Here is a 26,354-nt window from a genome sequence, read left to right on the forward strand (position 1 = left end):
CTTCGGCAATCCAAAGTTCGGGTTACAAACCGGTGCGAACTCGAAGCGTTCGTCCAAAGCGGACATTAGCTAATCACATTTCGGATGCAGTTTGCGCTCATTGCGTCATTCGATGCTATCGGAATTCATGGGTCCTGACCCGGCGCTGGGTGATCGTGCAATTCGTGCAGCATCTTGCACATCCGCCGGCCAAATTGCAGGCATGGCCGAGTGCCGATCGCGTCGGCTGGCTTGTCTTCATCGCCCGCAACATCGGCGAACAACGCTTTAACACCCTGTCGCTCCCAAAAAGGGGAGGTGGCGATAGAGGATGGGATATATCAGCGTGATACTGCAGTGAGAACTCCGCTCCGCGCCAGAGGATGCGCACTTCTACGAGCATGACAGCGTCGATCCAGGGCACGTATTAGGAATATTTTCACGTGAAACGCGAAGGCAAAGGACTGCATTTTCAATCGTTTTTTGCGCCCTTCGCCCACCCGCAACGACCAAAGCAAAAAGGCCCGGCGGATCGCGCGGGCCTTTTTTCAATCTTTCAGGGCTTTATCCCCACGTCAGAGCGTTTTTGAGCGACGTGAGTGCGGTATGCGGAAAGACAAACGCGTCAAAAAACGAGAGCCCCGGCCTTGATTTCATCGAGGCCGGAAAAGCTTTAGTTATTCAGCGCCTGTTCCAGATCAGCGATGATGTCTTCCTTGTCCTCGAGGCCGATCGAGAGCCGCACCACGTCCGGCCCCGCGCCGGCCTGAACCTTCTGCGCATCGCTCAATTGCCGGTGCGTCGTCGACGCGGGATGGATGATCAAGGAGCGCGTATCGCCGATATTGGCGAGGTGCGAGAACAATTGCACATTCGACACCAGCTTCACGCCGGCTTCGTAACCGCCCTTGAGCCCGAAGGTGAACACCGCGCCGGCGCCTTTCGGGCAATATTTCTGCGCCAGCGAATAATACTTGTCGCTGGCAAGACCCGGATAGCTGACCCAGGCGACTCCTGGTTGCTTTGACAGCCATTCCGCCACTGCCTTCGCATTGTCGCTGTGACGCTGCATGCGCAGCGGCAGGGTTTCAACGCCGGTCAGGATCAAAAACGCATTGAACGGCGACAGGGCAGGGCCGAGATCGCGCAAGCCGAGCACGCGGCAGGCAATCGCAAAAGCGAAATTGCCGAATGTCTCGTGCAGCACGATGCCCTGATATTCCGGTCGCGGTTCCGACAGCATCGGATAACGGCCTTCGCGCGACCAGTTGAACGTGCCGCCATCGACGATCATGCCGCCGACCGAATTGCCGTGACCGCCAAGAAACTTGGTCAGCGAATGCACGATGACGTCGGCACCGTAGTCAAACGGCTTGCAGAGATAGGGCGTTGCCAGCGTGTTATCGACGATCAGCGGTACGCCCGCTTTCTTGGCGATCTTCGACACTGCTTCGATATCGGTGATGACGCCGCCGGGGTTGGCGATCGATTCGATGAAAATCGCCTTGGTCTTCGGCGTGATCGCGCGTTCGAACGAGGGAATATCGTCCGGATCGGCCCACACCACGTTCCAGCCAAAGCTCTTGAAGGAGTGATTGAACTGGTTGATCGAGCCGCCGTAAAGCTTTTTCGAGGCGACGAATTCATCGCCTGGCATCATCAGCGCCTGCATCACCAGCACCTGCGCGGCATGGCCCGAGGCCGTGGCAAGCCCGGCCGTGCCGCCTTCCAGCGCGGCGATACGCTCCTCCAGCACTGCACAGGTCGGATTGCCGATGCGGGTGTAGATGTTGCCGAAGGTCTGCAGACCGAACAGCGAGGCGGCATGATCGACGTCTTCGAACACATAGGATGTGGTCTGGTAAATCGGCGTCGCGCGCGCGCCCGTGGTCGGGTCCGGCTGCGCACCGGCATGGATGGCCAGGGTGTTGAAGCCGGGACTGCGTTCGGTCATCGCAATATCCTTGAGGGTTGGCAGAACGACAGATTGCAGCGCAAAATTCGCGCCTGATTCAAAACTGCCGCTGGTTTATCGAAGGAGCGGGCAGGGTCAAGAAGCGCCGAACGGCGGCTGCTAATGAAGATGGTTTTCCTGCAAAACGTCAATCAGGCAGTCATTCATTCCAAACCAGCCCGGAACTACGCAGGTATTGTTCTTATTGAGAATCGCTGCGCTCGGCCTTTTGTGTTGCGTCGGTCGATCCGCCTGACATCGTCCGGCGCTGCAACGACATGCGCTGGATACCCTTGCCGAGCGGCGCACGTCTGGACGACAGGGTGCGCGAATTCACGCCCATCCACGAAATTTCGGACGACAGCCGGCCATATTCGATCTTCGGGCAGCGGTTCATCACCACCTTCATGCCGCTGGCTTCGGCCAAAGCTGCGGCCTCGTCATTGCGGACGCCAAGCTGCATCCAGATGACCTGCGGCCTTGGCGACAGCGCGACCGCCTCCTGCACGACGCCGAGCGCATGCTCCGAATTGCGGAAGATATCGACCATGTCCACGGGCTCGGGGATGTCCGAAAGCTTCGCGTAAACGAGCTGGCCCAACAGTTCCTTGCCGGCCTGGCCGGGATTGACCGGGATCATGCGATAGCCGCGTTCCAGCAGATATTTGAACGCGAAATAGCTCGGCCGGTTGGTTTTTGGCGACACCCCGACCATCGCAATGGTCTTCACGGTATTGAGGATGCCGCGAATATAGGTGTCGTTGTAAGTGTCGTGGTTCATTGAAAGGACTTTCCTGAAATCCCTATTTAGGAATTTCGCGTCGGACTGCAAAGCTCAAAGGACGGGAATGGCGGCGCGATGGCGGGTCAGCGATCTTCCCACTTGGGTTCGCGCTTTTCGATGAAGGCACAGATGCCCTCGCTGGCGTCGCGGGTCATCATGTTCTGCGTCATGACTTCGGCGGCGTAAGCGTAGGCCTCGGCGAGGCCGAGCTCGGCCTGCCGGTAGAAAGCGCTCTTGCCGATCTTCACTGTGGCTTTCGATTTTGTGGCGAGCTTTCTTGCCAGGGCAAAGGCTTCATCGCGCTCTGTGCCAGCCGGGACGACGCGATTGACGAGACCGATGCGCGCGGCTTCGTCGGCCGAGACCGGATCGCCCGTCAGCAACATATGCATCGCATTCTTTCGCGGTACATTGCGGGTGAGGGCAACCATCGGGGTCGAACAGAACAGCCCGATATCGACGCCGGGAGTCGCAAATCGTGCGTCGGCCGACGCGATGGCGAGATCGCAGGTCGCGACCAGCTGGCACCCCGCGGCCGTCGCTACGCCGGAAACGACAGCGATCACCGGCTGCGGCAATGCAACGATCTTCTGCATCATCGCGCTGCAGATTGTCATGATGTGCTTGAAGTAAGCCTTGCCACCATCGGCATCCGCCCGGCGCGCCGTCAGCTCCTTGAGATCGTGTCCCGCACTGAAAGCAGGTCCATTCGCCGCGATGACCACCACGCGAATGGCGCCGTCCTGCGCGATGGAATCGAAAGCGTCGCTCAGCGCCTTGATCAGATTCTCGGAAAGACTGTTGCGTGCCGCCGGCCGGTTGAGGGTCAGCACGGCGATGTTGTCCCGATCCTCGCGCAGCAGGATGTCAGCCGCTGATGGCGTGTCGGGTTTGGCGTGAACATTCATCACGAATGCGCCTTTGCACCTTTGCATCATTTCATCCGCATTGTATCCGTCCATCGCCGGCATGCGAAGGGCGGGGGGCAGGTAACACCCATGACAAAACCCATCACGGTACTGCAAATGACCAAGGAGGATCTGGAAGGATTCCTTGCAAAAGAGTTTCCGCAAGCCTTCCATGCTGGCAGCGGGCTCTCTATCGAGCGCGTCGATTACGGCGATTGTCGTGTGCGGCTCGCCTATAGCGACAGGTATATAAGGCCTGGTGGCACCATTTCCGGCCCGACGATGATGATGCTCGCCGATTTCGCGCTTTACGTAGCAATCCTGTCGGCGATCGGTCCGGTGGCACTGGCTGTTACTACCAATTTCAACATCAACTTTCTCCGCCGGCCGGAACAGCGAGACATTCTGGCTGACGCGCGGATCATGAAACTCGGCAAACGGCTGGCGGTGATGGAGGTGACACTCTATTCGGACGGGGTGGATGAGCCCATCGCCCATGTCACCTCGACTTACTCAATTCCCCCGATTTCCGCCACTTAAATGAAGGTAATATAAAACCTATTTTATAAGATGCTGTTTCTATTGGGCTATTTCTCCTTCAAGTGCATTGACCAAAAATAGGTGCTCCTTTAGAAGCGCGCCAACGCAACTCTCCGGACAATTCGTCATGAGCACCTTCTCGGCGACACCCGCCGACATCGAAAAGAAATGGATCGTCATTGACGCCACCGGCCTCGTGGTCGGGCGTCTGGCCACGATCGTCGCGATGCGCCTGCGCGGCAAGCACAAGCCGACCTTCACCCCGCACATGGACGACGGCGACAACGTCATCGTCATCAATGCGGCGAAGGTCGTGTTCACCGGCCGCAAGCGCGATCAGAAAATGTATTACCACCACACCGGTTTCATCGGCGGCATCAAGGAACGCTCGGCGAAGTCGATTTTCGAAGGCCGCTTTCCGGAGCGCATCGTCGAGAAGGCGGTTGAGCGCATGATCCCGCGTGGCCCGCTTGGCCGCCAGCAGATGAGCAATCTGCGCGTCTATCCGGGTGCGGAACATCCGCATGAAGCCCAGAAGCCCGAGGCGCTCGATGTCGGCGCTATGAACCGCAAGAACAAGGCAGCCTGATCATGGCCGAATCCGTTCAATCCCTCGAAGGCTTGTCCTCGCTCAAGGCGCAGGCGGTTGCCGAACAGCCCAAGCACGTTCAGAAGCTCGATGCCCAGGGCCGTGCTTATGCCACTGGCAAGCGCAAGAACGCCGTGGCGCGCGTATGGATCAAGCCGGGCTCCGGCAAGATCGTCGTCAACACGCGTCCGGTGGAAGTATTCTTCGCTCGTCCGGTTCTGCGCATGCTGATCCAGCAGCCAATCGTCGCCGCCAATCGCAGCGGACAATATGACGTCATCTGCACTGTTTCCGGCGGCGGTCTGTCGGGGCAGGCGGGTGCCGTTCGTCACGGTATCTCGAAGGCACTGACCTATTTCGAACCGGATCTGCGTTCGCCGCTGAAGCGCGGCGGCTTCCTTACACGCGATCCGCGCGTCGTCGAGCGTAAGAAATACGGCCGCGCAAAAGCCCGTCGTTCGTTCCAGTTCTCGAAGCGCTAATCGCTCACATCGAGACGCTTTTCATTCAAAAGCGAACAAAAGTTGTTTTGAAAAAGGGGCCAAATGGCCCCTTTTTTATTGGCGTTTTTCGAGAAAATGCCGGCGCCTCCAGAAACCATTCCACAACAGGCGCCGATCTATCCTTATGACCGTTCGGTAACACCCCCCGACAACATGGAATAACACATTCTTGTACCGCCGCTTTCGCGGCGGCGGGTTTCTGCGCGCCTGTTGAGGAGCTCTATGTCGATCGACATCCCGACCCTTTTTCTTGTTTCGACGTTTGTCACGAGCCTGCTTGGCATTTTCCTCCTCGTTTTGTGGCTTCAGGATCGCTCTGCGCGTGCGCTCGGTTATTGGGCGGCCGCATATCTGCTCGGCGCTGTCGCCGTGGCTTTGTGGCTCGTGATGCCGAAACAATTGCCGGAACACCGCTTCGATATTGCGAGCGCCTTGCTGTTTCTATGCTGCGGTCTGATCTGGAGTGGCGCACGCACATTCCACGGTCAGACGATAATTCCGATCGCCGCAAGCGCGGGCGCTTTTATATGGCTGATGGTGAGCCAGATACCCGAGATCGTTGAATCAGACAGTGCCCGTGTAATTGTGGCGTCAATCATTATTGCGACTTACGCCGTCTTGACCGCAGGCGAACTTCAACGTGAACGCCGCAAACCAAAGTCGAATATTCGTGCGTTTGTCATTCCGGTTCTGCATGGCGTGATCTTCCTGTCGCCAATCCTCACGACCTCACTTTTTGTCGGCGATTCGTTGGCTCATGCCGGATGGTTTCCGTTGTTCACCCTTCTGATGCTGCTCTATGTCGTCGGCACTGCCTTTATGGTCATGGTGATGACAAAGGAGCACACCGTGCAGCTCCACAAGACGGCAGCCATGACCGATCCCATGACCGGCCTGTTCAACCGCCGCGGATTCTCTGAGGCTGCGGAAACGCTGATCGCGGCACAAAGGAAATCCAGCCAACCGGTCACCGTGATGATGTTCGATCTCGATCATTTCAAATCAATCAATGATCGCTTCGGTCATGATGTGGGCGACGACGCATTGAAAGTCTTTGCCGAAACAGCAAGCAGCAGCATGCGAACGAACGACGTGATCGGCCGACTGGGCGGCGAGGAGTTCGCTGCCATACTCGCAGGCGGTGGCGAGACAGCGCTGATCGTCGGCGAACGCGTGCGCGCAGCGTTCCAGGCGAGGGGCATCGAAATTTCCGGTCATATTTTGAATGCGACGGTCAGCATCGGGGCGATTGAAGCGCCAGCTGAAAATGCCGATGTCTCGGCCATGCTGACGAGGGCCGATGAAGCGCTCTATGCAGCAAAGAAACTGGGACGCAATCGCGTTTGCACCGAAAAGGATATCGTCGAACAAGCGCCACAGGCACGGAAATTATTGCCGATCGCGTTGTTTAGACCGGCGCTGAAAATTCCGAATGCACCGATCCCCGCCATGCCTTGATCGGGCAAAGCAGGGCAAACGAACGTTAACCGTCGGTCGCTATGGTTGCTGCATGGTGCAGGAACGGACTCACCCAGGTTTGGATCATCTATCGCTCCAGGCTGAAATGGCCGGTGCCGCGCTTGGTTGCCATTTTTCATCCTCTGCTGAATACGAAGCCGCACTGATTGCGGAGCGTCGCAAAGCCGGCGCTTACAGGCTGCCCGTATGGCGTCGGGGGGAATTGTGGGTGTTGGTTGCTGTAGCGATCGTTTCCCTTGCGGCGGTTTGGTAGCGAATTCAAAACCGAGGCATCTTCGCCCGAACAGGCATCATTCCGCCCTCGCATTTCCACATCGAACCGTCGAAACAGAAAGCCTGAGGCGCTATCGGCGATGGCCGAGGCCGTCACAACTCAGGTCAGCAAATACCCACCTCTAAGCCGTTTCGTTCGCTTGCGTTGGTGGGGCGCTTCGTATCACTTTGCGCCATTGCGCCGCTGTTGCGGCCCAACTGGAGCAAAGGCTATGTTGAGAATCGCTGTCGCCTGTCTGATGTCCATCGCATTCGCTGCCGGCGCGCAGGCGCAGGACTGGCCGTCCCGTCCGGTCACGATGGTGGTGTCGGCTGCGGCTGGCGGTCCGATCGATGTCTTTGGCCGGGTCATGGCCGAGCGGATGGGGAAAGCGCTCGGGCAGCCGGTCGTGATCGAGAATGTGCCGGGCGCTGGCGGCATGATGGGAGGCCAGCGCGTCGCTAAGGCAGCGCCCGATGGTTACACCGCCATCCTCGGGACGATCGCGACGCATGCACATTCGCAACTGCTGTACAAAAATCCGCTCTACAATGCGGCGACGGATTTCACCCCGGTCAATCTGATCGCCGAAATCCCGCTCGTTCTGATCGTGCGCAAGGACCTGCCGGTAAACTCGCTGGAGGAATTCATCGCCTATGCCAAAGCCAACCAGGGCAAGATGAATTACGGCTCGGCCGGCGCCGGTTCTGCGACCCATCTCGGCTGCATCCTGCTGACCCAAGCCATCGGCACTAACATCCAGCATGTGCCTTACAAGGGCACCGGCCCGGCGATGCAGGATCTGCAGGCCGGGCGCATCGACTTTCTGTGCGAGATCGTCGTGACGGCACTGCCGCAGATCAAGGGCGGTACGGTGAAGGCGCTGGCAACCCTGTCGCGCGATCGCTCGCCGGTGCTTCCCGATCTGCCGACGGCCTACGAGAAGGGCTTCAAGGATATCCAGGCCTACACCTGGACGGCGCTGCTGTTTCCGAAGGACACGCCTGCAACGATCGTGACGAAAATGCACGATGCGGCTTTGCAGAGCATGGCCGATCCAGACATCCGCCGGCAATTGCAGACGCTCGGCGCGACCATCGTGTCGTCTGACAGAACAAGTCCGGATTATCTGCGCCAATTCGTCAAGGACGAGATCACTAAATGGACTGATCCGATCCGCAAGAGCGGAGCCGTGGTCGATTAGTCGAAAGGCTCTTACGGCACGGCATAAGATAGCAAACAAAAGGGCGCCCTTGCGGGGCGCCCTGATAGTTCGCATCGCTTGCGCGATGCCTGCGAGGAACACGTCTTATGCGGAATAGTACATCTCGAATTCCACCGGATGCGGTGTGTGTTCGAAGCGGATGACTTCCGTCATCTTCAGTTCGATATAGGCGTCGATGAAGTCGTCATCGAACACGCCGCCGGCCTTCAGGAACGCGCGATCCTTGTCAAGGCATTCGAGTGCTTCCCGCAGCGAGCCGCACACCGTCGGGATTTCCTTCAACTCCGCCGGAGGCAGATCGTAGAGGTCCTTGTCCATCGCCGGACCGGGGTCCATCTTGTTCTTGATGCCATCGAGACCCGCCATCAGCAGCGCAGCGAAGCCGAGATACGGATTGGCGAGCGGGTCGGGGAAGCGAACCTCGACGCGCTTTGCCTTCGGGTTGGTCGTGTAGGGGATGCGGCACGAGGCCGATCGGTTACGCGCCGAATAGGCGAGCAGTACCGGCGCTTCGTAACCCGGCACCAGACGCTTGTAGGAGTTCGTCGTCGGGTTAGTGAAAGCGTTGATCGCCTTCGCATGTTTGATGACGCCAGCGATGTATTGCAGGCAGGTTTCCGATAGATCGGAATACTTGTTGCCGGCGAAGACAGGCTTGCCGTCTTTCCAGATCGACTGGTGACAATGCATGCCCGAACCGTTGTCGCCATAGACCGGCTTCGGCATGAAGGTCGCGGTCTTGCCGTAGATGTTGGCGACCTGATGGATGCAGTACTTATAGATCTGCAACTGATCGGCCATGTAGGTCATCGGCGAGAATTTGAGGCCGAGCTCGTGCTGGGCCGATGCCACTTCGTGGTGATGCTTTTCAATCTTGGCACCCATCTTTGCCATCGAAGCGAGCATCTCGCCGCGCATGTCCTGTGCGGAGTCCTGCGGCGGAACCGGGAAGTAGCCTTTCTTGGTACCAATGCGATGGCCGAGATTGCCGGCCTCATAATCGGCGTCCGAATTGGTCGGCAATTCAATCGAGTCGAGTTTGAATCCAGTATTGTAGGGGTCGGCGCGGAATTTGACGTCATCGAACACGAAGAACTCGGCTTCCGGTCCGAAATAGACCGTGTCGCCGAGGCCCATCGACTTCACCATGGCCTCGGCCTTCTTGGCGATGCCGCGCGGATCGCGATTATACGGCTCGCCGGTTGTCGGCTCGAGCACGTCGCAGACGAGGACGAGAGTCGTTTCCGCGAAGAAGGGATCGATGCAGGCCGTTGCCGGATCCGGCATCAGGCACATGTCGGATTCGTTGATCGCCTTCCAGCCGGCGATCGATGATCCATCGAACATGACGCCTTCCGCAAAGGTGTCCTCTTCGATCATCGTAATATCGAAGGTTACGTGCTGCCATTTGCCGCGCGGATCTGTGAACCGGAAATCGACGTACTTCACGTCGTTTTCCTTGATCATCTTCATTACGTCTTTAGCGGTCGTCATAAACGCGTTCCCCTTATTTGTACGGGTCGTGAAAACGATAGCGATATCAGATCGCGTCCAATCCGGATTCCCCGGTCCTGATCCGGATGGCTTCTTCGATGGTCGAGACGAAAATCTTACCGTCGCCGATCCGGCCGGTTTGCGCGGCACGGCGGATGGCGTCGACAGCTTTCTCGACCATATCGTCGCCGAGAACGATTTCGATCTTCACTTTCGGAAGAAAATCCACAACGTATTCGGCACCACGATAAAGCTCGGTATGGCCCTTTTGGCGGCCGAAACCCTTGGCTTCGGTGACGGTGATGCCCTGGAGTCCGACTTCCTGAAGCGCCTCCTTCACCTCATCGAGTTTGAACGGCTTGATGATCGCCTCGATCTTTTTCATGCGAATCCTCTCCCGGTCCGCCGGTCAGAATCTGATCGGCGGAGCCCGCCCTTCGTTAGCAGGTCTTATGCCAATCCGTATGAAAACAAAAAGCAGTTCCGCAGCAGCCGTTTGCCCGATTTCGCTTAATTAAGCGGCGAGTGCCAGAGTCATCTCAGATTATAAATTGTGCAATCTGCGCATTTCTTGTTCAGTTTAGGATTGTTCATTGTCCGCAAACGAGGTGCTGCCATAGCTGAAGGTCATGCACGAACTCCTGACCACAAAAGAAATGGCCGAGGCCGATCGGCTGGCAGTCTTGCGCGGCACTCCGTCGATCGAGCTGATGGAGAATGCCGGCCGCGCCGTTGCAGACGCGGTCGGCGCGAATTTTGGCACGATCAGACCGGTTATCGTTATTGCCGGGCCCGGCAATAACGGCGGCGACGGCTTCGTCGCAGCACGATTGCTGGGCGAGCGCGGCTATTCAGTCGATCTCAGGTTGCTGGGCGACATCAGCAAGTTGCGGGGGGGCGCAGCCACAGCAGCCAAACGCTACAGCGGGCCAGTCGGCCCCATGATCGCCGAAATACCGCCTGGAGCTATCGTCGTCGATGCGCTGTTCGGTGCCGGCCTCACACGCAATGTGGACGGGGAGGCCGCCGTAGCGGTTAGCGCGATCAATAATTCCGGTGCCCATGTCGTCGCGGTCGACCTGCCGAGCGGCATCAACGGCGATACCGGAGCGGTTCAGGGCACAGCGATCCGGGCCGCCGAAACGGTGACCTTTTTTCGTAAGAAGCCAGGCCATGTGCTTCTACCCGGGCGGATTTTTTGCGGCATGACGACCATTGCCGATATCGGCATTCCGTCATCGGTTCTGCAGGACATCCGACCGCGGTTAGCACTAAACCAGCCGAGCCGGTGGGCTCATCTTTTCCCGGTGCCTCGGGTGGAAGGTCACAAATATTCGCGCGGGCATACGCTGGTCGTCTCCGGCGGCCTGAGCAGTACCGGTGCAGCCCGGCTGTCCGCGCGCGGCGCATTGCGGGCCGGGGCAGGGCTGGTCACAATCGCAAGCCCGAGAGACGCCTTGGCGGTCAATGCGGCCAGCAATCTGGCGGTCATGGTGCGGGAGGCGGAAGGCGCGGAAGGGCTCTTATCGCTGCTGTCAGATCGGCGGATCAATACCGTTATCCTCGGCCCTGGAGGTGGCATAGGACCGCAAATGCGGGCCACGGTTATGGCTGCCGTCCGCCAGGACCGCACCATGATACTAGATGCTGACGCGCTGACCAGCTTTGGGGAAAAGCCGAATGAACTCTTTACAGAGCTGAAGAATCACCCGGAATCCACAGCGATTCTTACGCCGCATGAGGGGGAATTTTCTAGAATATTCAGTAGAATGTCGAAGATTCCTTCAGTTAAACAAAAACTTGAGGCGACTCAGGCTGCTTCACATGAAACAGGTTCTGTCATCCTCTTAAAAGGCGCTGACAGCATTATTTTTTCGCCTGATGGAAGAGGCGTGATCAGCGAAAACGCGCCACCGTACCTTGCTACCGCCGGCGCGGGTGATGTTCTGGCCGGTATCATCGCTGGTCTCTGTGCACAGGGGATGCCGGCCTTCGAGGCAACTGCCGCCGGTGTCTGGCTGCACGGCGAGGCCGCCAGCGAGGTGGGGCCGGGCTTGATTGCAGAAGACCTTCCCGAGGCACTCCGGCCGGTCTACCGGCGGCTGTATGCGGAACTCGGGGCGGTTCTCAGCTAGGATACCTCGAACCAGGTCAGTGATTCACGGGATGGTTCCGATAAGGACCGGCGTTCGATAGCCCATTTACCGGTGAGGTCGGCGACGAACGCGATCCGCGCCGTCTGCTGCGGACCCACCAAAAGTGTGTCGAGCCAGAACGGTTTCCAGCCGTCGTCCAGATTATCGAGCAATCGGAACGTGTGCCCGTGCACGTGGATCACGTAGGCTTGGTCACCTGGATTGGCGAAGGTCAGTACCACGGGTTGATCTTTCCTGACCGAAAATAGAGGTGCTCCAAGAGAGCTGGAGAGCTGATCCATCGGCATCCAGGAAACGTTGGTTCCTTGGTTGTTCGTCTTTGGGTTTGAGATTTTTTTCCTCTCCACGGAGGGCTTCGCTGGCAGCGGAGCCGCACCGAGCGCAAGCTGGACGCGAAGTGCATTTCGAAGATCGATGCGCGAGGGAAGCGGGTTCTGTGGCAAGGACTTAGGGGCGCCGCGTGATCCATTGCGAGAGGCGCCGCCCTCGATCGCGAACCGTGCAATCTGAACGCTTTGTCCGCCGCCGCTGTCGATCACGATCGGCACGGTGTCGCCTACGTCCTCAGCGATATCAACAAACAGGTCGATCCGATTGCCTGGTGCAATCACGACCTGGCTGTCGCGCGCGATGAAGGGCTCGGCCGGCTGGCCGTCGATTGCCACCACCCAGGCCGTCTGGTTCGACAAACTGACCGGGAGGAGACGGTTCACGGTAGCGTTGATCAGACGAAGGCGTATTCGCTCACCTCGCCGCGCCGGAATGGCAAGGTCACGCAGACCATTGGCGGTGAAGAGGAAGTGCTGTCCTGAGGCTGCAGAACCGCCGATATCACGCAACGATCCATTGTCATCAAGATTCCAGTCGTCGAGCACCAGCAGCACGTCATGGTCGACATCGACCGGTTCGCTCTCATCGACGATCACCGGCCCGTACAAGCCGCGCGCAAGCTGGCCTGCCAGCGCCGCATGATACCAGAAGGTTCCGGCATCCTTCGCGACGAAGCGATAGTCGAAGGATTGAACGGGTGCGACGGGCAGTTGGGTCAGATAGGGCGTCCCATCCATGGCATTCGGCACGCGCAGGCCGTGCCAATGGATCGTGGTCGGTTCAGCTCCATCGTTGATCAGCCGCGCCGTGAACTCCTGGCCGCGTCTGAGGCGTACCGTCGGCCCCGGGACAGTGCCACCATAGCCCATGATATTGGTCGCAGGCTGCTGCGGTCCACGGAGTCTGACTGATCCTGCTTTCGCCCGCAATTCGGCGATAGCCTCGGCTTGGGCCATGGCCTGACTCACGGCGCGTGATCCGCCGAGGATCGTCACCGTGGCCGATAGACTGGCGGCGGACACGAACGCACGGCGGGTGAGAGATTTCTGAAAAAAGGGGACTTTCATCGCCGCTCCTGGATCAACATTGCGAGGGCGGGCATGACCACCCATTTTTCTAGTGCTTGTTTCGACGCACATGTTATAAGCCGCGCCGCTCGGCCCAAACATGACCTGCAGTGCCGCGCGATGCCCTGCGCGCGGGCGTGGCGGAATTGGTAGACGCGCTGGATTTAGGTTCCAGTGACGCAAGTCGTGGGGGTTCAAGTCCCTCCGCCCGCACCAAAGCTGGGAACGGCCGAATTCAACAACATATGCCGCTCCTGCGGCAACGAGGAACGAAGGCGATTACCATGCAAGTGACCGAAACATTGTCCGACGGCTTGCGCCGCGAATTCAGCGTGGTGATTCCCGCCGGCGAGCTCGATAGCAAGGTCAGTGAGCGCCTGGATGCGATGAAGGACAAGGTCCGTATCAACGGCTTTCGTCCGGGCAAAGTGCCGACGGCACATCTGCGCCGCATGTACGGCCGCTCCGCAATGGCGGAGGCGATCGACGCAGCGATGCGCGATGTGAATTCGAAGATTGTTGCCGACAACAATTTCCGTCTGGCGATGCAGCCGAAGGTGAACCTGCCCGAAGACGAGAAGGCGGTCGAGGACGTCATCAACGGCAAATCCGATCTCGCCTACACGGTCGAGATGGAAATTCTCGCGCCGATCGAATTGACGGATTTCAAGTCAATCGATGTTACGCGCCTCGTCACCGCAGTGAACGACGAGGAAGTCGACGAAGGCCTGAAGCGAATCGCAGATCAGAATCGTCCGTTTGCCGCGAAGGCTGAGGGTGCGAAGGCCGAGAAGGATGATCGCGTTACGATCTCGTTCGTGGGATCAATCGATGGCGTGCCGTTCGACGGCGGTTCGGCCGACGATGTTGCCGTGAATATCGGATCGAATACCTTCATCCCAGGCTTCGAAGATCAGCTCGTCGGCATCACGGTTGGCGAGAATCGCAAGATCAACGTGACGTTCCCCGAAAACTATCCAGCCGCTCAATTGGCCGGAAAGGCGGCAGAGTTCGACGTCACTGCAAAGACGCTCGAGGCGCCGAGTGAGGTCAAGATCGACGACGAATTCGCCAAATCCTTAGGGATGGAGTCGCTCGACAAGCTGAAGGATGCCGTGCGCGAACGGATTCAGCGCGAGCACGATTCCGTGTCGAAGCAGCGCGTGAAGCGGGTGTTGTTCGACGCGCTCGACGAGCGTCACAAATTCCCGCTGCCGCCGGCTTTGGTCGAGCAGGAATTCAACAATCTGTGGACAACGGCGACCGAAGAGCTGAAGCAGCAGGGCAGGACCTTCGAAGACGAGAACACGACCGAAGAGAAGGAGCGCGCCGAATATCAGCGCATTGCCGACCGTCGCGTTCGTCTCGGACTGCTCCTTGACGAAATCGCCCGCAGGAACAACATCAACGTGACGGACGAAGAGACGACACGCGCCATCGTGGAGCATGTGCGGCAATATCCGGGGCGCGAGAAAGAACTTTGGGACATGTTCCGCAATAACCCGGAAGCAGTCGCCAGCATTCGTGCGCCGCTGATCGAGAACAAGGTGACGGACTTTATCCTCGCTCTTGCCAAGGTGAGCGACAAGACAGTGTCGCGCGAGGAATTGTACCGCAACGACGAAGAAGCGGCTGCTTGAGTTACGATTGATTAAGTGGGGACGTGCCCTACCTGTTGGGCGAACGTGATCGGAAGATGCGCCGCGATTCGCGGCGCTGGAGATGAAGATGAGAGATCCAGTCAACACTTACATGAACTATCTCGTGCCCATGGTGGTCGAGCAGACCAACCGTGGTGAGCGCTCGTACGACATTTATTCGCGGCTGCTGAAGGAACGCATCATCTTCGTGACCGGTCCGGTTGAAGACGGGATGGCGACGGTGATCGTCGCGCAATTGCTGTTCCTCGAAGCCGAGAATCCGAAGAAGGAAATCTCGATGTACATCAACTCGCCCGGCGGCGTAGTGACATCGGGCATGGCGATCTACGATACGATGCAATTCATCCGCCCGGCTGTCTCGACGCTTTGCATCGGGCAGGCGGCATCGATGGGTTCGCTGTTGCTGGCGGCAGGTGAGAAGGACCTGCGCTTCGCTCTGCCGAATGCACGCATCATGGTTCACCAGCCGTCCGGCGGCTTCCAGGGCCAGGCGACCGACATCATGCTGCACGCTCAGGAGATTCTGAATCTCAAGAAGCGGCTGAACGAGATCTATATGAAGCATACCGGCCAGCCGCTGAAGAAGATCGAGGATGCGCTGGAGCGCGATTACTTCCTGACGGCCGAGGCCTCCAAGGACTTCGGTCTGGTCGACAAGGTCATCGACAAGCGCATCGAGGACCCGCTGGCTGCCCCGGCTCCTAAAAGCTGAGCCGCTGATTTTCCAGGGTTGATCGTTCAGGGTTGAATGACCCGATTAAGCGAATATTTGAGACAGCAGTCCTAGCTTTCAAGCTAAGGCTGGCTTTTGGGACAGTTTCAACACGACAATGGGTTCGGGAGGCGGATCGCGGCTTCCCGAATCGGACCGAAGAGGCCCATCATTTGGCCTCGGAACCGGTTCAAGGGCTCATTATCGTTAATGAATTCTTGATTATCGTGTCGCTAGCATGCTTCGCTAGACTGTCACAGAGGTTCAGGCCGGGGAGGAAGTTTGGGGCGGACTGTGCCCAGGGTGCCACGCTTTGGCCGCCTGACAGGTGTTAGGAAATGTGGGCGCCCGGTCGGTCGTTCACGCGGATGATACGGAGATTGGAATGAGCAAGGTCGGCGGCAGCGATTCCAAGAACACGCTTTACTGTTCGTTCTGCGGGAAGAGCCAGCACGAAGTCCGCAAGTTGATCGCGGGACCGACCGTTTTCATCTGCGACGAGTGCGTTGAACTCTGCATGGATATCATCCGTGAAGAGAACAAATCCTCGCTGGTGAAATCGCGGGACGGCATCCCGACGCCAAAAGAAATCCGCAAGGTTTTGGACGATTACGTGATCGGCCAGGATCACGCGAAAAAGGTGCTCTCGGTCGCAGTCCATAATCACTACAAGCGGCTGAACCATCAGACCAAGCACAACGATGTTGAGCTGGCGAAATCGAACATCCTGCTGATCGGCCCGACTGGTTCGGGCAAGACACTGCTGGCGCAGACGCTGGCGCGCATCCTGGATGTGCCGTTCACAATGGCCGATGCGACGACGCTGACCGAAGCCGGTTATGTCGGCGAGGATGTCGAGAACATCATCCTGAAGCTGTTGCAAGCGGCCGACTACAATGTCGAGCGCGCGCAGCGCGGCATCGTCTATATCGACGAAATCGACAAGATCTCGCGCAAGTCCGACAATCCTTCCATCACGCGCGATGTGTCGGGTGAGGGCGTGCAGCAGGCCTTGCTCAAGATCATGGAAGGCACCGTGGCATCGGTGCCGCCGCAGGGCGGTCGCAAGCATCCGCAGCAGGAATTCCTGCAGGTCGACACCACCAACATCCTGTTCGTGTGCGGCGGCGCCTTTGCCGGCCTCGACAAGATCATCTCGGCGCGCGGCCGTTCGACCTCGATCGGCTTCGGTGCGACCGTGCGCGCTCCGGAAGACCGCCGGGCCGGTGAGATCTTCCGCGAGGTCGAGCCGGAAGACTTGCTGAAATACGGTCTTATCCCCGAGTTCGTCGGCCGCCTGCCGGTTGTGGCGACGCTGGAAGATCTCGACGAAGCGTCATTGAAGAAGATCCTGGTCGAGCCGAAGAATGCGCTGGTGAAACAATACCAGCGTCTGTTCGAGATGGAGAACATCGATCTGACCTTCGCGGAGGAGGCGCTGGGCGCCATCTCCCGCAAGGCGATCGAGCGAAAAACCGGGGCACGCGGCCTGCGGTCGATCATGGAAGGTATCCTGCTGGATACCATGTTCGATCTACCCAGCCTCGAAGGTGTGGAAGAGGTCGTCATTTCCCGCGAAGTGGTGGAGGGCACAGCGCGCCCACTCTACATCTACGCTGACCGCTCCGATCGAGCGGTGGATACGCCAGCGACGGCCTGATTGTTCCAGCCTCGCTGTTGCGATATCCCTTTCAGAATCGCTTAGGCTTGCCGCACGATTGCGACAAGCTGGCGTCTTTCTTGCAAAGTCCGGTGGACGGAGCCGGAACAGCCGCTTCACTTGACACTCCCGCACCGCAGCGCCACCTAATGGAGGCGAACGGATAGCGTACGAAGAGTTCAGACTTTCATTCCGGGCGGGGTTCGTACCCACCCTCGTGTATGGCCAACGTGCCTTGACGGCCATGCTACCCTCCCGGCTCCTCGGCACTCTGGATGGTTGCGCCATGGCGGGCCGTTTGGAGGGGCACAAGAACAAGGAATGACGGGCCATGACGACATCCAACAACAAGCCGCGCCCACCCCTGATCGCCGGAGAGACACGGGCTTATCCCGTGCTGCCTCTGCGTGATATCGTCGTATTTCCGCACATGATCGTTCCGCTCTTCGTCGGCCGTGAAAAGTCGATCAAGGCGCTGGAAGAGGTCATGCGCTCCGACACGTTTATTCTTCTGGCGACGCAGAAGAATGCATCCGATGACGAGCCGGCAACCGACTCGATTTACGAGATCGGGACGCTCGCAAGCGTGCTGCAATTGCTGAAGCTGCCCGACGGCACCGTGAAGGTCCTGGTCGAAGGCGCACAGCGTGCGAAGGTTCTCAAATACACCGACCGCAGCGAATATTTCGAGGCGGACGCGGTCGTGCTCGATGACAACCTCGGCGAGCGCGTGGAAGCCGAAGCGATGGCGCGCTCGGTCGTCACCGAGTTTGAGAATTACGTGAAGCTGAACAAAAAGGTGTCGCCGGAAGTGGTTGGCGTCGTTCAGCAGATCGAGGATCACGCCAAGCTCGCCGATACAATCGCGTCGCATCTGCAGGTGAAGATCGCCGACAAGCAGACGGTCCTCGAAATCATGAGCGTGCCTGAGCGGCTCGAAAAGGTTCTGGGCCTGATGGAGAGCGAAATCTCCGTGCTGCAGGTCGAGAAGCGGATTCGTACGCGCGTGAAGCGTCAAATGGAGAAGACGCAGCGCGAGTATTATCTGAACGAGCAGATGAAGGCGATCCAGAAGGAGCTGGGCGACGAGGACGGCAAGGACGAACTCGCCGAACTCGAAGACAAGATCAAGAAGACCAAGCTCTCGAAGGAAGCCCGAGAGAAGGCACAGCACGAATTGAAGAAGCTGCGGCAGATGTCTCCGATGTCAGCCGAAGCAACGGTCGTGCGCAACTATCTCGACTGGATGCTGTCGATCCCGTGGCAGAAGAAGACCAAGGTCAAGAAGGACCTCAAGGCCGCGCAGGAGATCCTCGATGCCGATCACTATGGCCTGGAGAAGGTCAAGGATCGCATCGTCGAGTATCTTGCCGTGCAGCAGCGGGCCAACAAGCTGACCGGTCCGATCCTGTGCCTCGTCGGGCCTCCCGGTGTCGGCAAGACCTCGCTCGGCAAGTCGATCGCGAAAGCGACGGGTCGCGAATTCGTGCGCGTCTCGCTCGGTGGCGTGCGCGACGAAGCGGAGATCCGCGGTCACCGTCGCACGTATATCGGCTCGATGCCTGGCAAGATCATTCAGTCGATGCGCAAGGCCAAGTCGTCAAATCCGCTGTTCCTCTTGGACGAGATCGACAAGATGGGCGCCGATTTCCGCGGCGATCCGTCATCGGCTTTGCTCGAGGTGCTGGATCCTGAGCAGAACACGACCTTCAACGACCATTACCTCGAGGTCGATTACGATCTCTCGGGTGTGATGTTCGTGACGACGGCCAATACGCTGAATATCCCTGCGCCTCTGATGGACCGCATGGAGCTGATCCGTATTGCCGGCTACACGGAGGAAGAGAAGCTCGAGATCTCGCGCAAGCACTTGATCCCGGCCGCGATTGCCAAGCATGGTCTGACCGCCAAGGAGTGGACGATCGACGATGAAGCTTTGCTTACCGTCATCCGCCGCTACACGCGGGAAGCCGGCGTGCGTAATCTCGAACGCGAGATTTCGACCCTGATCCGCAAGGCTGTGAAGGAACTGACTCTTTCGAAGAAGAAGTCGGTCGCCGTCACCGCCAAGGAGCTGGACGAATATCTCGGCGTGCCGAAGTATCGCTATGGCGAAGTCGAGGACGTGGACCAGATCGGTGTCGTCACCGGCTTGGCCTGGACCGACGTCGGCGGCGAGCTCTTGACCATCGAAGGCGCGATGATGCCCGGCAAGGGCAAGATGACCGTCACCGGCAACCTGCGCGATGTGATGAAGGAATCGATCTCGGCTGCCGCGTCCTACGTGCGGTCGCGGTCCATTGCCTTCGGCATCGAGCCGCCGCTGTTCGACAGGCGTGACATCCACGTGCACGTGCCGGAAGGTGCGACGCCCAAGGATGGCCCCTCAGCGGGCGTCGCAATGGTCACGGCGATCGTTTCGGTGATGACCGGTATCCCGGTTCGCAAGGATGTCGCCATGACCGGCGAGATCACGCTGCGCGGTCGTGTACTGCCGATCGGCGGCCTCAAGGAGAAGCTGTTGGCCGCCTTGCGTGGCGGCATCAAGACGGTGCTGATCCCGGAGGAAAACGCTAAGGACCTCGCGGATATCTCGCAGAACGTGAAGAGCGGACTCGAGATCGTTCCGGTGTCCCGTATGGACGAAGTTCTGGCCCGCGCCCTGGTGCGCAAGCCCGAACCCATCCAGTGGGAAGAGCCCGTGACCAAGCCGGCCGACAAGGTCTCCGAAGACGAAGCTGCGGCCCTCCGAGCTCACTAACTTCGGTTAGCAGGATTTGAGCTACAAACGGCGGCGCCCAAAGCGCCGCCGTTTGATTTTTCTGATCATGCAGCGTATTCAGCCGCTGCGCTGCGCCGGCGAGCCGCCGGACGATAGCTGCCAGGGCGGTTAGCTCAGCTGGCAGAGCATCTCGTTTACACCGAGAGGGTCGGCGGTTCGATCCCGTCACCGCCCACCATTTCCGTTTCACCTCAAAATCTGAACGGCGCTTTTGAGCGGCCTTCCGTCCGAAGGGAATGGCACGCCTGCAACGTAGGGGCCATGCATCTCATATTTGCAACTTTAAATATATGGTGTTAAGGTTTTAACACGCAACAGTTGTGGAGGGATCAAATGACAATTGGCGTTCGTCCAGACCTCGTTACGTCGCTCAGCGTTATCAGGGGCGATGTTGTCCATCACTTAGTGGGAATCAGCCGCTATCGCGCCCTGCGAAGCATTGAACAAACGATGGCGGATATCGCCGAATTTCAGGATCTGGTGACGCCGCTTCGCGACGTCCGGGAAGAGATCGAGCGGCAATTGCAGGAGACCAGGGAATATCGCGCGCTCTGTGCCATCGACAATATCGTCCCCCAACTGGCCGATGTGCTGGCTTTTCTCGATGAAAACTCAAATGTCGACATGCCATCACCCGGCACCGAACAGGTTGTGGCGGAGCCAGATCCCGTAACGTCTTCCGATATACAAATCGTTGCTGCAGACGCGCGCGCTGATGAGTTGGCAGTGGCGGAAGAGATTGTGGAGCTTGTCGATAGCGGACACGTGGTTTCAGAGCCTCAAGGCGTCACCATTAATCCTGTGAGTCGCAATACAGAGCCGTCGGCTGTTCCGCCTGAGGACGTTTCTGAACTGCTGGATGCTCCGTTCCCAATCGCGCGCGACGACATGTCTGAGGATGTCGTGTCTGGGCCGCAGCATGTTCCGGCAACGGCAGACGCCAGCCCGCCAGCTTCGGATCACTCTGCCGAAGAAACGGCATCACCGCCGGTCGCAACGCTCGCCTACAACCTTGCCAATATGCTGGTTCAATCGCTGCCGCCCGCCACAAGCGATGCGAAAACCGCACCGGTTGATACGCAAGCCGGTTTGGCAGCGACAACACATGCCGATCACGCGGTGCAGGAAGGCAGGGCGGCATAAGCCGCCCTGCAGCGCTCGATTGCGTCCGAGTTCACGGATATCAAGAATCGAATTCATGACCTGAAAGCACCGCCAGCGCAGCATGAGTTCAACGAGCCGGCTCCGGCCCCCGACAACGATCGGAATCTGGAGCCGAAATGGCTTGGCGGAATTTTCGGAAACGGGAAGGCTTGATCCTAAGCGATCAAGCAATTGTTGAATGCATCCCGCCGATAGTCGTGGCCTCGCGTATCAATTGAAGCGAATGGCCTGCATGAAGGCGAGGCGTGACTGCGTCACCGCAGCGGGGAAAGCCGGCATGGGCGCTGCACGTGCGATGGTGGCCATCGCTTCGGCATCCACCGCCGAATTGCCGGACGATCGCGCGAGGCTGCGGGAGACCACGCGGCCACTGCGATCGACAACAAAACTGACGACAGCCGTTCCTGAACCAGAAGCAGGGCGCTTGAAGCGGTTGATATGCGCGCTGATCATGCTCTTGTAGGACGGCAAGGCGTTAACCGAGCCGGCATTTCCGGAATTGGGAGCGACAATCTTGCGGGATCGCCGTTGCGTCTTGGGAGCCGCTTGTTGTTTTTTGACTGACTTCTCACTTCGTTCAACCGGCTTCTTCTCGACCGGTTTCGGCTGTGGGGGCGTCGGCTCTTCCTGTTTCTCGACAACTTCTTCTTTCTTCGGCGGGATTACGATCTCCGGCTCGGGCGTTTCCGTCTGTGGAACCTCAATGACCGGCTCCTCTTCGACCTGCTGTTTGACTTCCGGAACCGGTTGCTCCTCGGATTCTCTCGCGTCTTCGCCGGGCGGGAGTTCGTCTTCGGATTCAGGAGCGGCCGCTTCCGGCGCGAAATCGACCAGGATCGGCGGCGTTGTGGCACCGGCCAGTTCGTCCTGCGGCACCACATACAGATAGGCGGCGACAAGGCCGGCATGGGCCGCCACAACGATAGCGCCGGCTGCGATCCAGCGGCGAAGATGCCAATCCTCATCGTGGTCCACGATGCCGGTCCAGGCCGTCACGCTCATTTTTTCTCTTCTCGGGCTTCGAGGCCGACGAGACCAAGCTTGAGATATCCGGCCGAACGAAGGCTATTCATCACTTCCATCACGTCGCCATAGCTGACGGCACGATCGGCCCGCACGAAGATCCGCTCGTCCTTGTTATGGTTTGTTGCGATGTCCAATTTAGAGGCAAAGCCGTCGCGTGACACCATGTCCTCGCCAATTGCAACCTGCATGTCGGCTTTTACGGTCACAAACACGGGCTTGTCGGGCCTGCGCGTTTGCTGGGCGGTTGAAGTCGGCAGATCGACGGGAATATCCACCGTCGCAAGCGGCGCCGCGACCATGAAGATGATCAGCAGAACCAGAATGACGTCGATGAATGGGGTGACATTGATGTCATGGTTCTCGACATCCTCATCGTCTTTGCCGAAGTGGACAGCCATGATCTCACTCCGCTGCTTGCCGCGCGGTATGCTGCAACTTCATGTCGCCACGATCGAGATCGCGCGAGGCCAGCCGCAGAACATTGGCTGATGCGTTGCCGAGAATAAGACGGTACCCACCGATCGAACGCGTAAACATGTTGTAGATGACGACGGCCGGTATCGCGGCCACAAGACCGATGGCCGTTGCAAGCAGCGCTTCGGCGATGCCAGGGGCCACGACAGCAAGACTCGTCGTATGCGCCTTCGAAATTCCGATGAAGCTGTTCATGATACCCCACACGGTGCCGAACAGACCGACGAACGGTGACGTCGCGCCGATGGTTGCCAGGATACCCATGCCGTTGCTGATGCGGCGGCTGGCGCTCGCTTCGACCCGCTCCAATTGCAGAATGATACGCTCTTTCACGCCTTCCGCGGGGAGCGCCTGGGAGAGCTCGACTTCATGCGCGGCGGCGCGCACGAGACGCGCAACCGGGTCCTTCTCCTTGGCGAATGCACGCTCTGCTTCGTCCAATGATTTGGCTGTTTCAAGCCAACGATTTTTCTTCCGGGCGCGGCTCTTTTCAAATCGAATTTCGAAGCTCTTTGCGAGCCAAACCGTCCATGTGACGAGTGACGCAAAAGCAAGTCCAACCATCACCGCCTTCACGACGATGTCCGCCTGCATGAACATGCCCCACGGCGTCAGATCGTGCGGCAGCATGCTTGCGGGGATCGAGCCCGCTTGCTGCGCGACGTCGGGCATGGCTGTCGATGAAGCAGGATCCGGCAGCACGCCGGATGATGGAACCACATCGGAGGGGGTGGCTGCCGGCGCTGCGGAGTCTGCTGACGCCGCGGGTGCGGCGGATTCTGCCGGCGCAGTGCTTGGCGCTTGCTCGGTTGCTGTTTGCGCAAATGCCGTCTGCGTGGACACGAAAACCGATAACGTCAGCGTGGAGAATAGGCCGGATATCGCAGCGAGCGATTTTGAAAGCGAGATCATGGTTCGATCCTTCGCGCGATGCTGCTTCGAAACGCGCGCTTGATGTGAGGCGGCGACAGGCCATCGCCGCAAGAAGAGTCGTGATCGCTTTCAATCGCAAACCACACAGATAAATCAACCGCCATACTTTGGAAATTGTCCAAAGCTTAGCCCGGACTCATTCCAATTCGTGAATTGGCAGCCATGCGGTGACGTAATTGCTCATCGCGCAAGTATTCGAGTAGCTAAGGCACTGAAACACAACAAGTTTTTACTTGTTCTAAGGAATGGGACTTCGGGGGCTGAAATGGTGATTGGTGCAACGGGTGACGTGCGTCTGCGTGAGACTTGTGACGATTTAATCGAGCAAAAATCAGGCGGCCGTATCGGCGTTCGCTCAAGCGCGCGCAAACCGTTGGTGCATGCTGCGATCGGTCTTGCTTCTGTCGCCATGGCAGGCGGTACAGCGGCTCAGGAGGCACTTCCGACCATCGACGTTTCGGGACAGGGGGGGCAGGCCGAAGATACTGGTTATCGCGCGACGTCCACAGGTGTTTCGCGCATTCCTACTCCGTTGCGCGATACGCCACAGACGATCAACGTGGTGACACAGGAAGTCATCCGCGATCAGGGCGCACGCACGATGGAAGATGCGTTGCGCAACGTCCCCGGCATTACATTCTCCGCCGGCGAAGGTGGCACGCAGGGCGATGCGCCGCTTATCCGCGGCTTCAGCGCACGGACCGATATCTTCCGCGACGGCATCCGCGATCCTGGCTGGTATACGCGCGATGTATTCGCCACGGATTCTGTGGAGGTGTTCAAAGGGCCGTCGGCTTTCGCTTTCGGCCGCGGCTCGACCGGCGGCGCCATCAACCTGACCTCCAAGCAGGCCACGGGCGCCAAGTATTTCGAAGGCACTTTGACGGGCTCCACGCCAAAAGGCGTTCGGGCTGAAATCGATGCCAGCGGTCAGATCAATCCCAACATCGATGCCCGTATTGCCGCGCTCTGGCAGGATGTCGATACCCCTGATCGCGACAATATCTGGACCAAGCGCTGGGGTGTCGCGCCGTCGCTGAATGTCCGACTGAACGAACAGGCTCGGGTCAAGCTTGGTTATATCTACCAGGGTGAAGAGGGCGTGCCTGATTATGGACACCCATATTTGCCGCAACCGGCACGTTCCAATGTCACCGGTAATTTGACCAACCCAGGCTATTACGGAAACGGTCAACCGGTTGGACCGGTGCCCGTCAATCGCAGCAATTTTTACGGCGTGACCGGAGGCCCGCTGGCCGATCGCACGACGACGGAAACCCATATTCTGACCGGGCGGTTCGAGTACGATATCACCAATCAGCTGAAGTTCGCGAATACCACGCGCTATTTCGCTGTAGATCGTTCGTCGCGGCCAACCGCGCCGCGTAGTCTGGGGCGAGCTGACAACACGCCCTTTGCGGCTCCAACGCCGTTTGATCAACCCGACTACAACTATCCCGTCGGCGACATGACGGTCGGGCGGCAGCATTTCTGGACCGAGACCAACAACAACCTGCTGGTCAATCAGAGTGAGATCACAGGCAAGATCGACACCGGTCCGCTCCAGCATACAGTCGTGGTGGGCACGGAATACGACAAGGAAAACCGTTGGCAGCATCGCGCGATTGGCATGGGTAATTCCAGTAATCTCTGCAACCCGGCGCTTCCGGAATGTCGTACCGATCTAAACAACCCTCAACAAACGGGCTTTGGTGGAGAATTCCTCGGCTGGAACAAACCCCAGACAACGGTGGCCGACACCTACGCCGTGTACGCATCGGATTCGATCAAGCTCAATCGATACTGGGATATCTTGGGCGCGATCAGGTATGACATGTTCAAAACGAGCTACACCGATTTAACGCAAACCAACCCGGCGAACCGTTTCAGTCAGCGCACAGATAACATGTTGAGCTATCGCTTTGGTGCAGTGTTCCATCCGACGACGAATTCGAGCATCTACGGTGCTTATGGTGTTTCCTATAACCCGTCGGCCGAGGCCGGAACACTGTCATCGAATCCCAACGCAACCAATGGTGTGTTGCTCGCACCGGAGAAGAACACTGTCTGGGAGGTCGGCGCAAAGGTTGACGTGCTCGACAACCGGGTGACGCTGAGTGCCGCCTACTTCAATATTGAGAAGACGAATTTGCGAATTCCGACCGATCCAAACGACTCAACATTGCCACTTATCCTTGATGGCTTGGCTGTATCGAAGGGCGTGGAGTTTGGCCTCGTCGGTCGTATCACCGACAAGTGGCAGATGACGGCAGGTTATTCGTACAACGAGACCGAAATCGTCGAGACGACAAATTTAGGCGAACTCGGTCGGCGTCTGCCCAATACGCCGCTCAACAGCTTTACCTTGTGGACGACCTACGACATCACACCGCAATTGACTGTCGGCGGTGGCGCCCTCTGGCAGTCGGAAGCTTACGTCAACACGGCCAACACCGCATTCGTGCCCGACTTCTGGAAGTTCGACGCGATGATGGCCTACAAGGTCGACAAGAACTGGACGCTGCAGCTCAACGTCTACAACCTGACCAACGAACTTTATTATTCGCAGTATTACGGGGGACATGCCGTGCCGGCGGCCGGCCGCTACGCATCGCTCTCCGTTCGCGCCCGCTGGTAATGCTTCGCGCCAAGCAAACAGATCCCGCCGCAGCGATGCGGCG

At 58.6% G+C, this 26,354-nt stretch carries 23 protein-coding genes and 2 tRNA genes; 16 read left to right on the forward strand and 9 right to left on the reverse strand.

Annotated features, from left to right (window positions below):
* Nucleotides 1-32: 32 nt before the first annotated feature.
* The gene (locus tag CAK95_RS30510) at nucleotides 33-329 is read left to right on the forward strand and encodes a GTP-binding protein (RefSeq protein ID WP_157699706.1); all 297 of its coding nucleotides are present in this window, start codon (nucleotides 33-35) and stop codon (nucleotides 327-329) included.
* Between the two features lie 93 nt (nucleotides 330-422).
* Nucleotides 423-569 carry a hypothetical protein gene (locus tag CAK95_RS29725; protein WP_157699707.1) on the forward strand — a complete coding sequence of 49 codons (147 nt, stop codon included), beginning with the start codon at nucleotides 423-425 and terminating at the stop codon, nucleotides 567-569.
* An 83-nt stretch (nucleotides 570-652) separates the two neighbouring features.
* On the opposite strand, the gene CAK95_RS22635 is transcribed toward CAK95_RS29725, so the two are convergent.
* From CAK95_RS22635 to CAK95_RS22645, 3 genes are all read right to left on the reverse strand, one after another.
* Nucleotides 653-1,933 carry an O-acetylhomoserine aminocarboxypropyltransferase gene (locus CAK95_RS22635; protein WP_086089977.1) on the reverse strand — a complete coding sequence of 427 codons (1,281 nt, stop codon included), beginning with the start codon at nucleotides 1,931-1,933 and terminating at the stop codon, nucleotides 653-655.
* Nucleotides 1,934-2,135: 202 nt separating this feature from the next.
* Nucleotides 2,136-2,714, reverse strand: a complete 579-nt coding sequence (locus tag CAK95_RS22640; RefSeq protein WP_086089978.1) for a CoA-binding protein — start codon at nucleotides 2,712-2,714, stop codon at nucleotides 2,136-2,138.
* Nucleotides 2,715-2,800: 86 nt separating this feature from the next.
* Nucleotides 2,801-3,625, reverse strand: a complete 825-nt coding sequence (locus CAK95_RS22645; RefSeq protein ID WP_086091591.1) for an enoyl-CoA hydratase — start codon at nucleotides 3,623-3,625, stop codon at nucleotides 2,801-2,803.
* Between the two features lie 90 nt (nucleotides 3,626-3,715).
* Between CAK95_RS22645 and CAK95_RS22650 the strand changes: the two genes are divergently transcribed.
* From CAK95_RS22650 to CAK95_RS22670, 5 genes are all read left to right on the forward strand, one after another.
* Nucleotides 3,716-4,165: a PaaI family thioesterase gene (locus CAK95_RS22650; protein ID WP_086089979.1), complete on the forward strand. Its 450-nt coding sequence runs from the start codon at nucleotides 3,716-3,718 to the stop codon at nucleotides 4,163-4,165.
* A gap of 127 nt (nucleotides 4,166-4,292) precedes the next feature.
* Nucleotides 4,293-4,754 carry a 50S ribosomal protein L13 gene (gene rplM / locus CAK95_RS22655; RefSeq protein ID WP_086089980.1) on the forward strand — a complete coding sequence of 154 codons (462 nt, stop codon included), beginning with the start codon at nucleotides 4,293-4,295 and terminating at the stop codon, nucleotides 4,752-4,754.
* A gap of 2 nt (nucleotides 4,755-4,756) precedes the next feature.
* Nucleotides 4,757-5,236 (forward strand): 30S ribosomal protein S9, encoded by a 480-nt coding sequence (gene rpsI / locus CAK95_RS22660; RefSeq protein WP_086089981.1) that lies wholly within the window; start codon nucleotides 4,757-4,759, stop codon nucleotides 5,234-5,236.
* A 243-nt stretch (nucleotides 5,237-5,479) separates the two neighbouring features.
* Nucleotides 5,480-6,715 carry a GGDEF domain-containing protein gene (locus CAK95_RS22665; RefSeq protein ID WP_086089982.1) on the forward strand — a complete coding sequence of 412 codons (1,236 nt, stop codon included), beginning with the start codon at nucleotides 5,480-5,482 and terminating at the stop codon, nucleotides 6,713-6,715.
* A gap of 506 nt (nucleotides 6,716-7,221) precedes the next feature.
* A complete protein-coding gene (locus tag CAK95_RS22670; protein WP_157699708.1) occupies nucleotides 7,222-8,193 on the forward strand; it encodes a Bug family tripartite tricarboxylate transporter substrate binding protein in 972 nt (323 codons plus the stop codon).
* A gap of 105 nt (nucleotides 8,194-8,298) precedes the next feature.
* On the opposite strand, the gene glnA is transcribed toward CAK95_RS22670, so the two are convergent.
* Nucleotides 8,299-9,708 (reverse strand): type I glutamate--ammonia ligase, encoded by a 1,410-nt coding sequence (gene glnA, locus CAK95_RS22675; RefSeq protein ID WP_086089984.1) that lies wholly within the window; start codon nucleotides 9,706-9,708, stop codon nucleotides 8,299-8,301.
* Nucleotides 9,709-9,754: 46 nt separating this feature from the next.
* On the reverse strand, nucleotides 9,755-10,093 hold the full coding sequence (locus tag CAK95_RS22680; protein ID WP_086089985.1) for a P-II family nitrogen regulator: 339 nt from the start codon (nucleotides 10,091-10,093) through the stop codon (nucleotides 9,755-9,757).
* Nucleotides 10,094-10,337: 244 nt separating this feature from the next.
* Here CAK95_RS22680 and CAK95_RS22685 point away from each other — a divergent pair, with 244 nt between their 5' ends.
* Nucleotides 10,338-11,843 carry an NAD(P)H-hydrate dehydratase gene (locus tag CAK95_RS22685; RefSeq protein WP_086089986.1) on the forward strand — a complete coding sequence of 502 codons (1,506 nt, stop codon included), beginning with the start codon at nucleotides 10,338-10,340 and terminating at the stop codon, nucleotides 11,841-11,843.
* Here CAK95_RS22685 and CAK95_RS22690 read toward each other — a convergent pair.
* Nucleotides 11,840-13,261 (reverse strand): multicopper oxidase family protein, encoded by a 1,422-nt coding sequence (locus CAK95_RS22690; RefSeq protein ID WP_183044170.1) that lies wholly within the window; start codon nucleotides 13,259-13,261, stop codon nucleotides 11,840-11,842. The genes CAK95_RS22685 and CAK95_RS22690 overlap by 4 nt on opposite strands.
* 131 nt (nucleotides 13,262-13,392) lie before the next feature.
* Here CAK95_RS22690 and CAK95_RS22695 point away from each other — a divergent pair.
* The 7 genes from CAK95_RS22695 to CAK95_RS22725 all read left to right on the forward strand — a co-directional run bounded on the left by CAK95_RS22695 (nucleotide 13,393) and on the right by CAK95_RS22725 (nucleotide 21,219).
* Nucleotides 13,393-13,477 (forward strand) — tRNA-Leu (locus CAK95_RS22695).
* Nucleotides 13,478-13,545: 68 nt separating this feature from the next.
* Nucleotides 13,546-14,901, forward strand: coding sequence for a trigger factor (tig, locus tag CAK95_RS22700; protein WP_086091592.1), 1,356 nt, complete (start codon nucleotides 13,546-13,548; stop codon nucleotides 14,899-14,901).
* A gap of 88 nt (nucleotides 14,902-14,989) precedes the next feature.
* The gene (gene clpP, locus CAK95_RS22705; protein WP_086091593.1) at nucleotides 14,990-15,634 is read left to right on the forward strand and encodes an ATP-dependent Clp endopeptidase proteolytic subunit ClpP; all 645 of its coding nucleotides are present in this window, start codon (nucleotides 14,990-14,992) and stop codon (nucleotides 15,632-15,634) included.
* Between the two features lie 385 nt (nucleotides 15,635-16,019).
* Nucleotides 16,020-17,294, forward strand: a complete 1,275-nt coding sequence (clpX, locus tag CAK95_RS22710; RefSeq protein WP_086089988.1) for an ATP-dependent Clp protease ATP-binding subunit ClpX — start codon at nucleotides 16,020-16,022, stop codon at nucleotides 17,292-17,294.
* Nucleotides 17,295-17,625: 331 nt separating this feature from the next.
* Nucleotides 17,626-20,055 (forward strand): endopeptidase La, encoded by a 2,430-nt coding sequence (gene lon / locus CAK95_RS22715; RefSeq protein WP_086089989.1) that lies wholly within the window; start codon nucleotides 17,626-17,628, stop codon nucleotides 20,053-20,055.
* 123 nt (nucleotides 20,056-20,178) lie between these two features.
* Nucleotides 20,179-20,254, forward strand: a tRNA-Val gene (locus tag CAK95_RS22720).
* Between the two features lie 155 nt (nucleotides 20,255-20,409).
* Nucleotides 20,410-21,219 (forward strand): hypothetical protein, encoded by an 810-nt coding sequence (locus CAK95_RS22725; RefSeq protein WP_147413506.1) that lies wholly within the window; start codon nucleotides 20,410-20,412, stop codon nucleotides 21,217-21,219.
* 231 nt (nucleotides 21,220-21,450) lie between these two features.
* Here CAK95_RS22725 and CAK95_RS22730 read toward each other — a convergent pair whose 3' ends face one another.
* From CAK95_RS22730 to exbB, 3 genes are read right to left on the reverse strand one after another with little or no spacing between them, the layout of a single operon-like run.
* Nucleotides 21,451-22,242, reverse strand: coding sequence for a TonB family protein (locus CAK95_RS22730; protein WP_086089991.1), 792 nt, complete (start codon nucleotides 22,240-22,242; stop codon nucleotides 21,451-21,453).
* Nucleotides 22,239-22,664: a TonB system transport protein ExbD gene (exbD, locus tag CAK95_RS22735; RefSeq protein ID WP_086089992.1), complete on the reverse strand. Its 426-nt coding sequence runs from the start codon at nucleotides 22,662-22,664 to the stop codon at nucleotides 22,239-22,241. Before exbD ends, CAK95_RS22730 begins: the two co-directional genes overlap by 4 nt.
* A 4-nt stretch (nucleotides 22,665-22,668) precedes the next feature.
* On the reverse strand, nucleotides 22,669-23,652 hold the full coding sequence (gene exbB, locus CAK95_RS22740; RefSeq protein ID WP_086091594.1) for a tonB-system energizer ExbB: 984 nt from the start codon (nucleotides 23,650-23,652) through the stop codon (nucleotides 22,669-22,671).
* A gap of 286 nt (nucleotides 23,653-23,938) precedes the next feature.
* Between exbB and CAK95_RS22745 the strand changes: the two genes are divergently transcribed.
* The gene (locus tag CAK95_RS22745) at nucleotides 23,939-26,311 is read left to right on the forward strand and encodes a TonB-dependent receptor (RefSeq protein WP_086089993.1); all 2,373 of its coding nucleotides are present in this window, start codon (nucleotides 23,939-23,941) and stop codon (nucleotides 26,309-26,311) included.
* Nucleotides 26,312-26,354: the final 43 nt, after the last annotated feature.

Origin of the sequence: Pseudorhodoplanes sinuspersici (assembly GCF_002119765.1) — a bacterium.
GTDB lineage: Bacteria > Pseudomonadota > Alphaproteobacteria > Rhizobiales > Xanthobacteraceae > Pseudorhodoplanes > Pseudorhodoplanes sinuspersici.

Excerpts from the sequence above, each read along its gene's own strand:
- CAK95_RS22635 (WP_086089977.1), bottom strand. The coding sequence starts at position 1,933 with ATGACCGAACGCAGTCCCGGCTTCAACACCCTGGCCATCCATGCCGGT.
- CAK95_RS22640 (WP_086089978.1), bottom strand. The coding sequence starts at position 2,714 with ATGAACCACGACACTTACAACGACACCTATATTCGCGGCATCCTCAAT.
- CAK95_RS22645 (WP_086091591.1), bottom strand. The coding sequence starts at position 3,625 with ATGAATGTTCACGCCAAACCCGACACGCCATCAGCGGCTGACATCCTG.
- CAK95_RS22650 (WP_086089979.1), top strand. The coding sequence starts at position 3,716 with ATGACAAAACCCATCACGGTACTGCAAATGACCAAGGAGGATCTGGAA.
- rplM (WP_086089980.1), top strand. The coding sequence starts at position 4,293 with ATGAGCACCTTCTCGGCGACACCCGCCGACATCGAAAAGAAATGGATC.
- rpsI (WP_086089981.1), top strand. The coding sequence starts at position 4,757 with ATGGCCGAATCCGTTCAATCCCTCGAAGGCTTGTCCTCGCTCAAGGCG.
- CAK95_RS22665 (WP_086089982.1), top strand. The coding sequence starts at position 5,480 with ATGTCGATCGACATCCCGACCCTTTTTCTTGTTTCGACGTTTGTCACG.
- CAK95_RS22670 (WP_157699708.1), top strand. The coding sequence starts at position 7,222 with ATGTTGAGAATCGCTGTCGCCTGTCTGATGTCCATCGCATTCGCTGCC.
- glnA (WP_086089984.1), bottom strand. The coding sequence starts at position 9,708 with ATGACGACCGCTAAAGACGTAATGAAGATGATCAAGGAAAACGACGTG.
- CAK95_RS22680 (WP_086089985.1), bottom strand. The coding sequence starts at position 10,093 with ATGAAAAAGATCGAGGCGATCATCAAGCCGTTCAAACTCGATGAGGTG.
- CAK95_RS22685 (WP_086089986.1), top strand. The coding sequence starts at position 10,338 with ATGCACGAACTCCTGACCACAAAAGAAATGGCCGAGGCCGATCGGCTG.
- CAK95_RS22690 (WP_183044170.1), bottom strand. The coding sequence starts at position 13,261 with ATGAAAGTCCCCTTTTTTCAGAAATCTCTCACCCGCCGTGCGTTCGTG.
- tig (WP_086091592.1), top strand. The coding sequence starts at position 13,546 with ATGCAAGTGACCGAAACATTGTCCGACGGCTTGCGCCGCGAATTCAGC.
- clpP (WP_086091593.1), top strand. The coding sequence starts at position 14,990 with ATGAGAGATCCAGTCAACACTTACATGAACTATCTCGTGCCCATGGTG.
- clpX (WP_086089988.1), top strand. The coding sequence starts at position 16,020 with ATGAGCAAGGTCGGCGGCAGCGATTCCAAGAACACGCTTTACTGTTCG.
- lon (WP_086089989.1), top strand. The coding sequence starts at position 17,626 with ATGACGACATCCAACAACAAGCCGCGCCCACCCCTGATCGCCGGAGAG.
- CAK95_RS22725 (WP_147413506.1), top strand. The coding sequence starts at position 20,410 with ATGACAATTGGCGTTCGTCCAGACCTCGTTACGTCGCTCAGCGTTATC.
- CAK95_RS22730 (WP_086089991.1), bottom strand. The coding sequence starts at position 22,242 with ATGAGCGTGACGGCCTGGACCGGCATCGTGGACCACGATGAGGATTGG.
- exbD (WP_086089992.1), bottom strand. The coding sequence starts at position 22,664 with ATGGCTGTCCACTTCGGCAAAGACGATGAGGATGTCGAGAACCATGAC.
- exbB (WP_086091594.1), bottom strand. The coding sequence starts at position 23,652 with ATGATCTCGCTTTCAAAATCGCTCGCTGCGATATCCGGCCTATTCTCC.
- CAK95_RS22745 (WP_086089993.1), top strand. The coding sequence starts at position 23,939 with ATGGTGATTGGTGCAACGGGTGACGTGCGTCTGCGTGAGACTTGTGAC.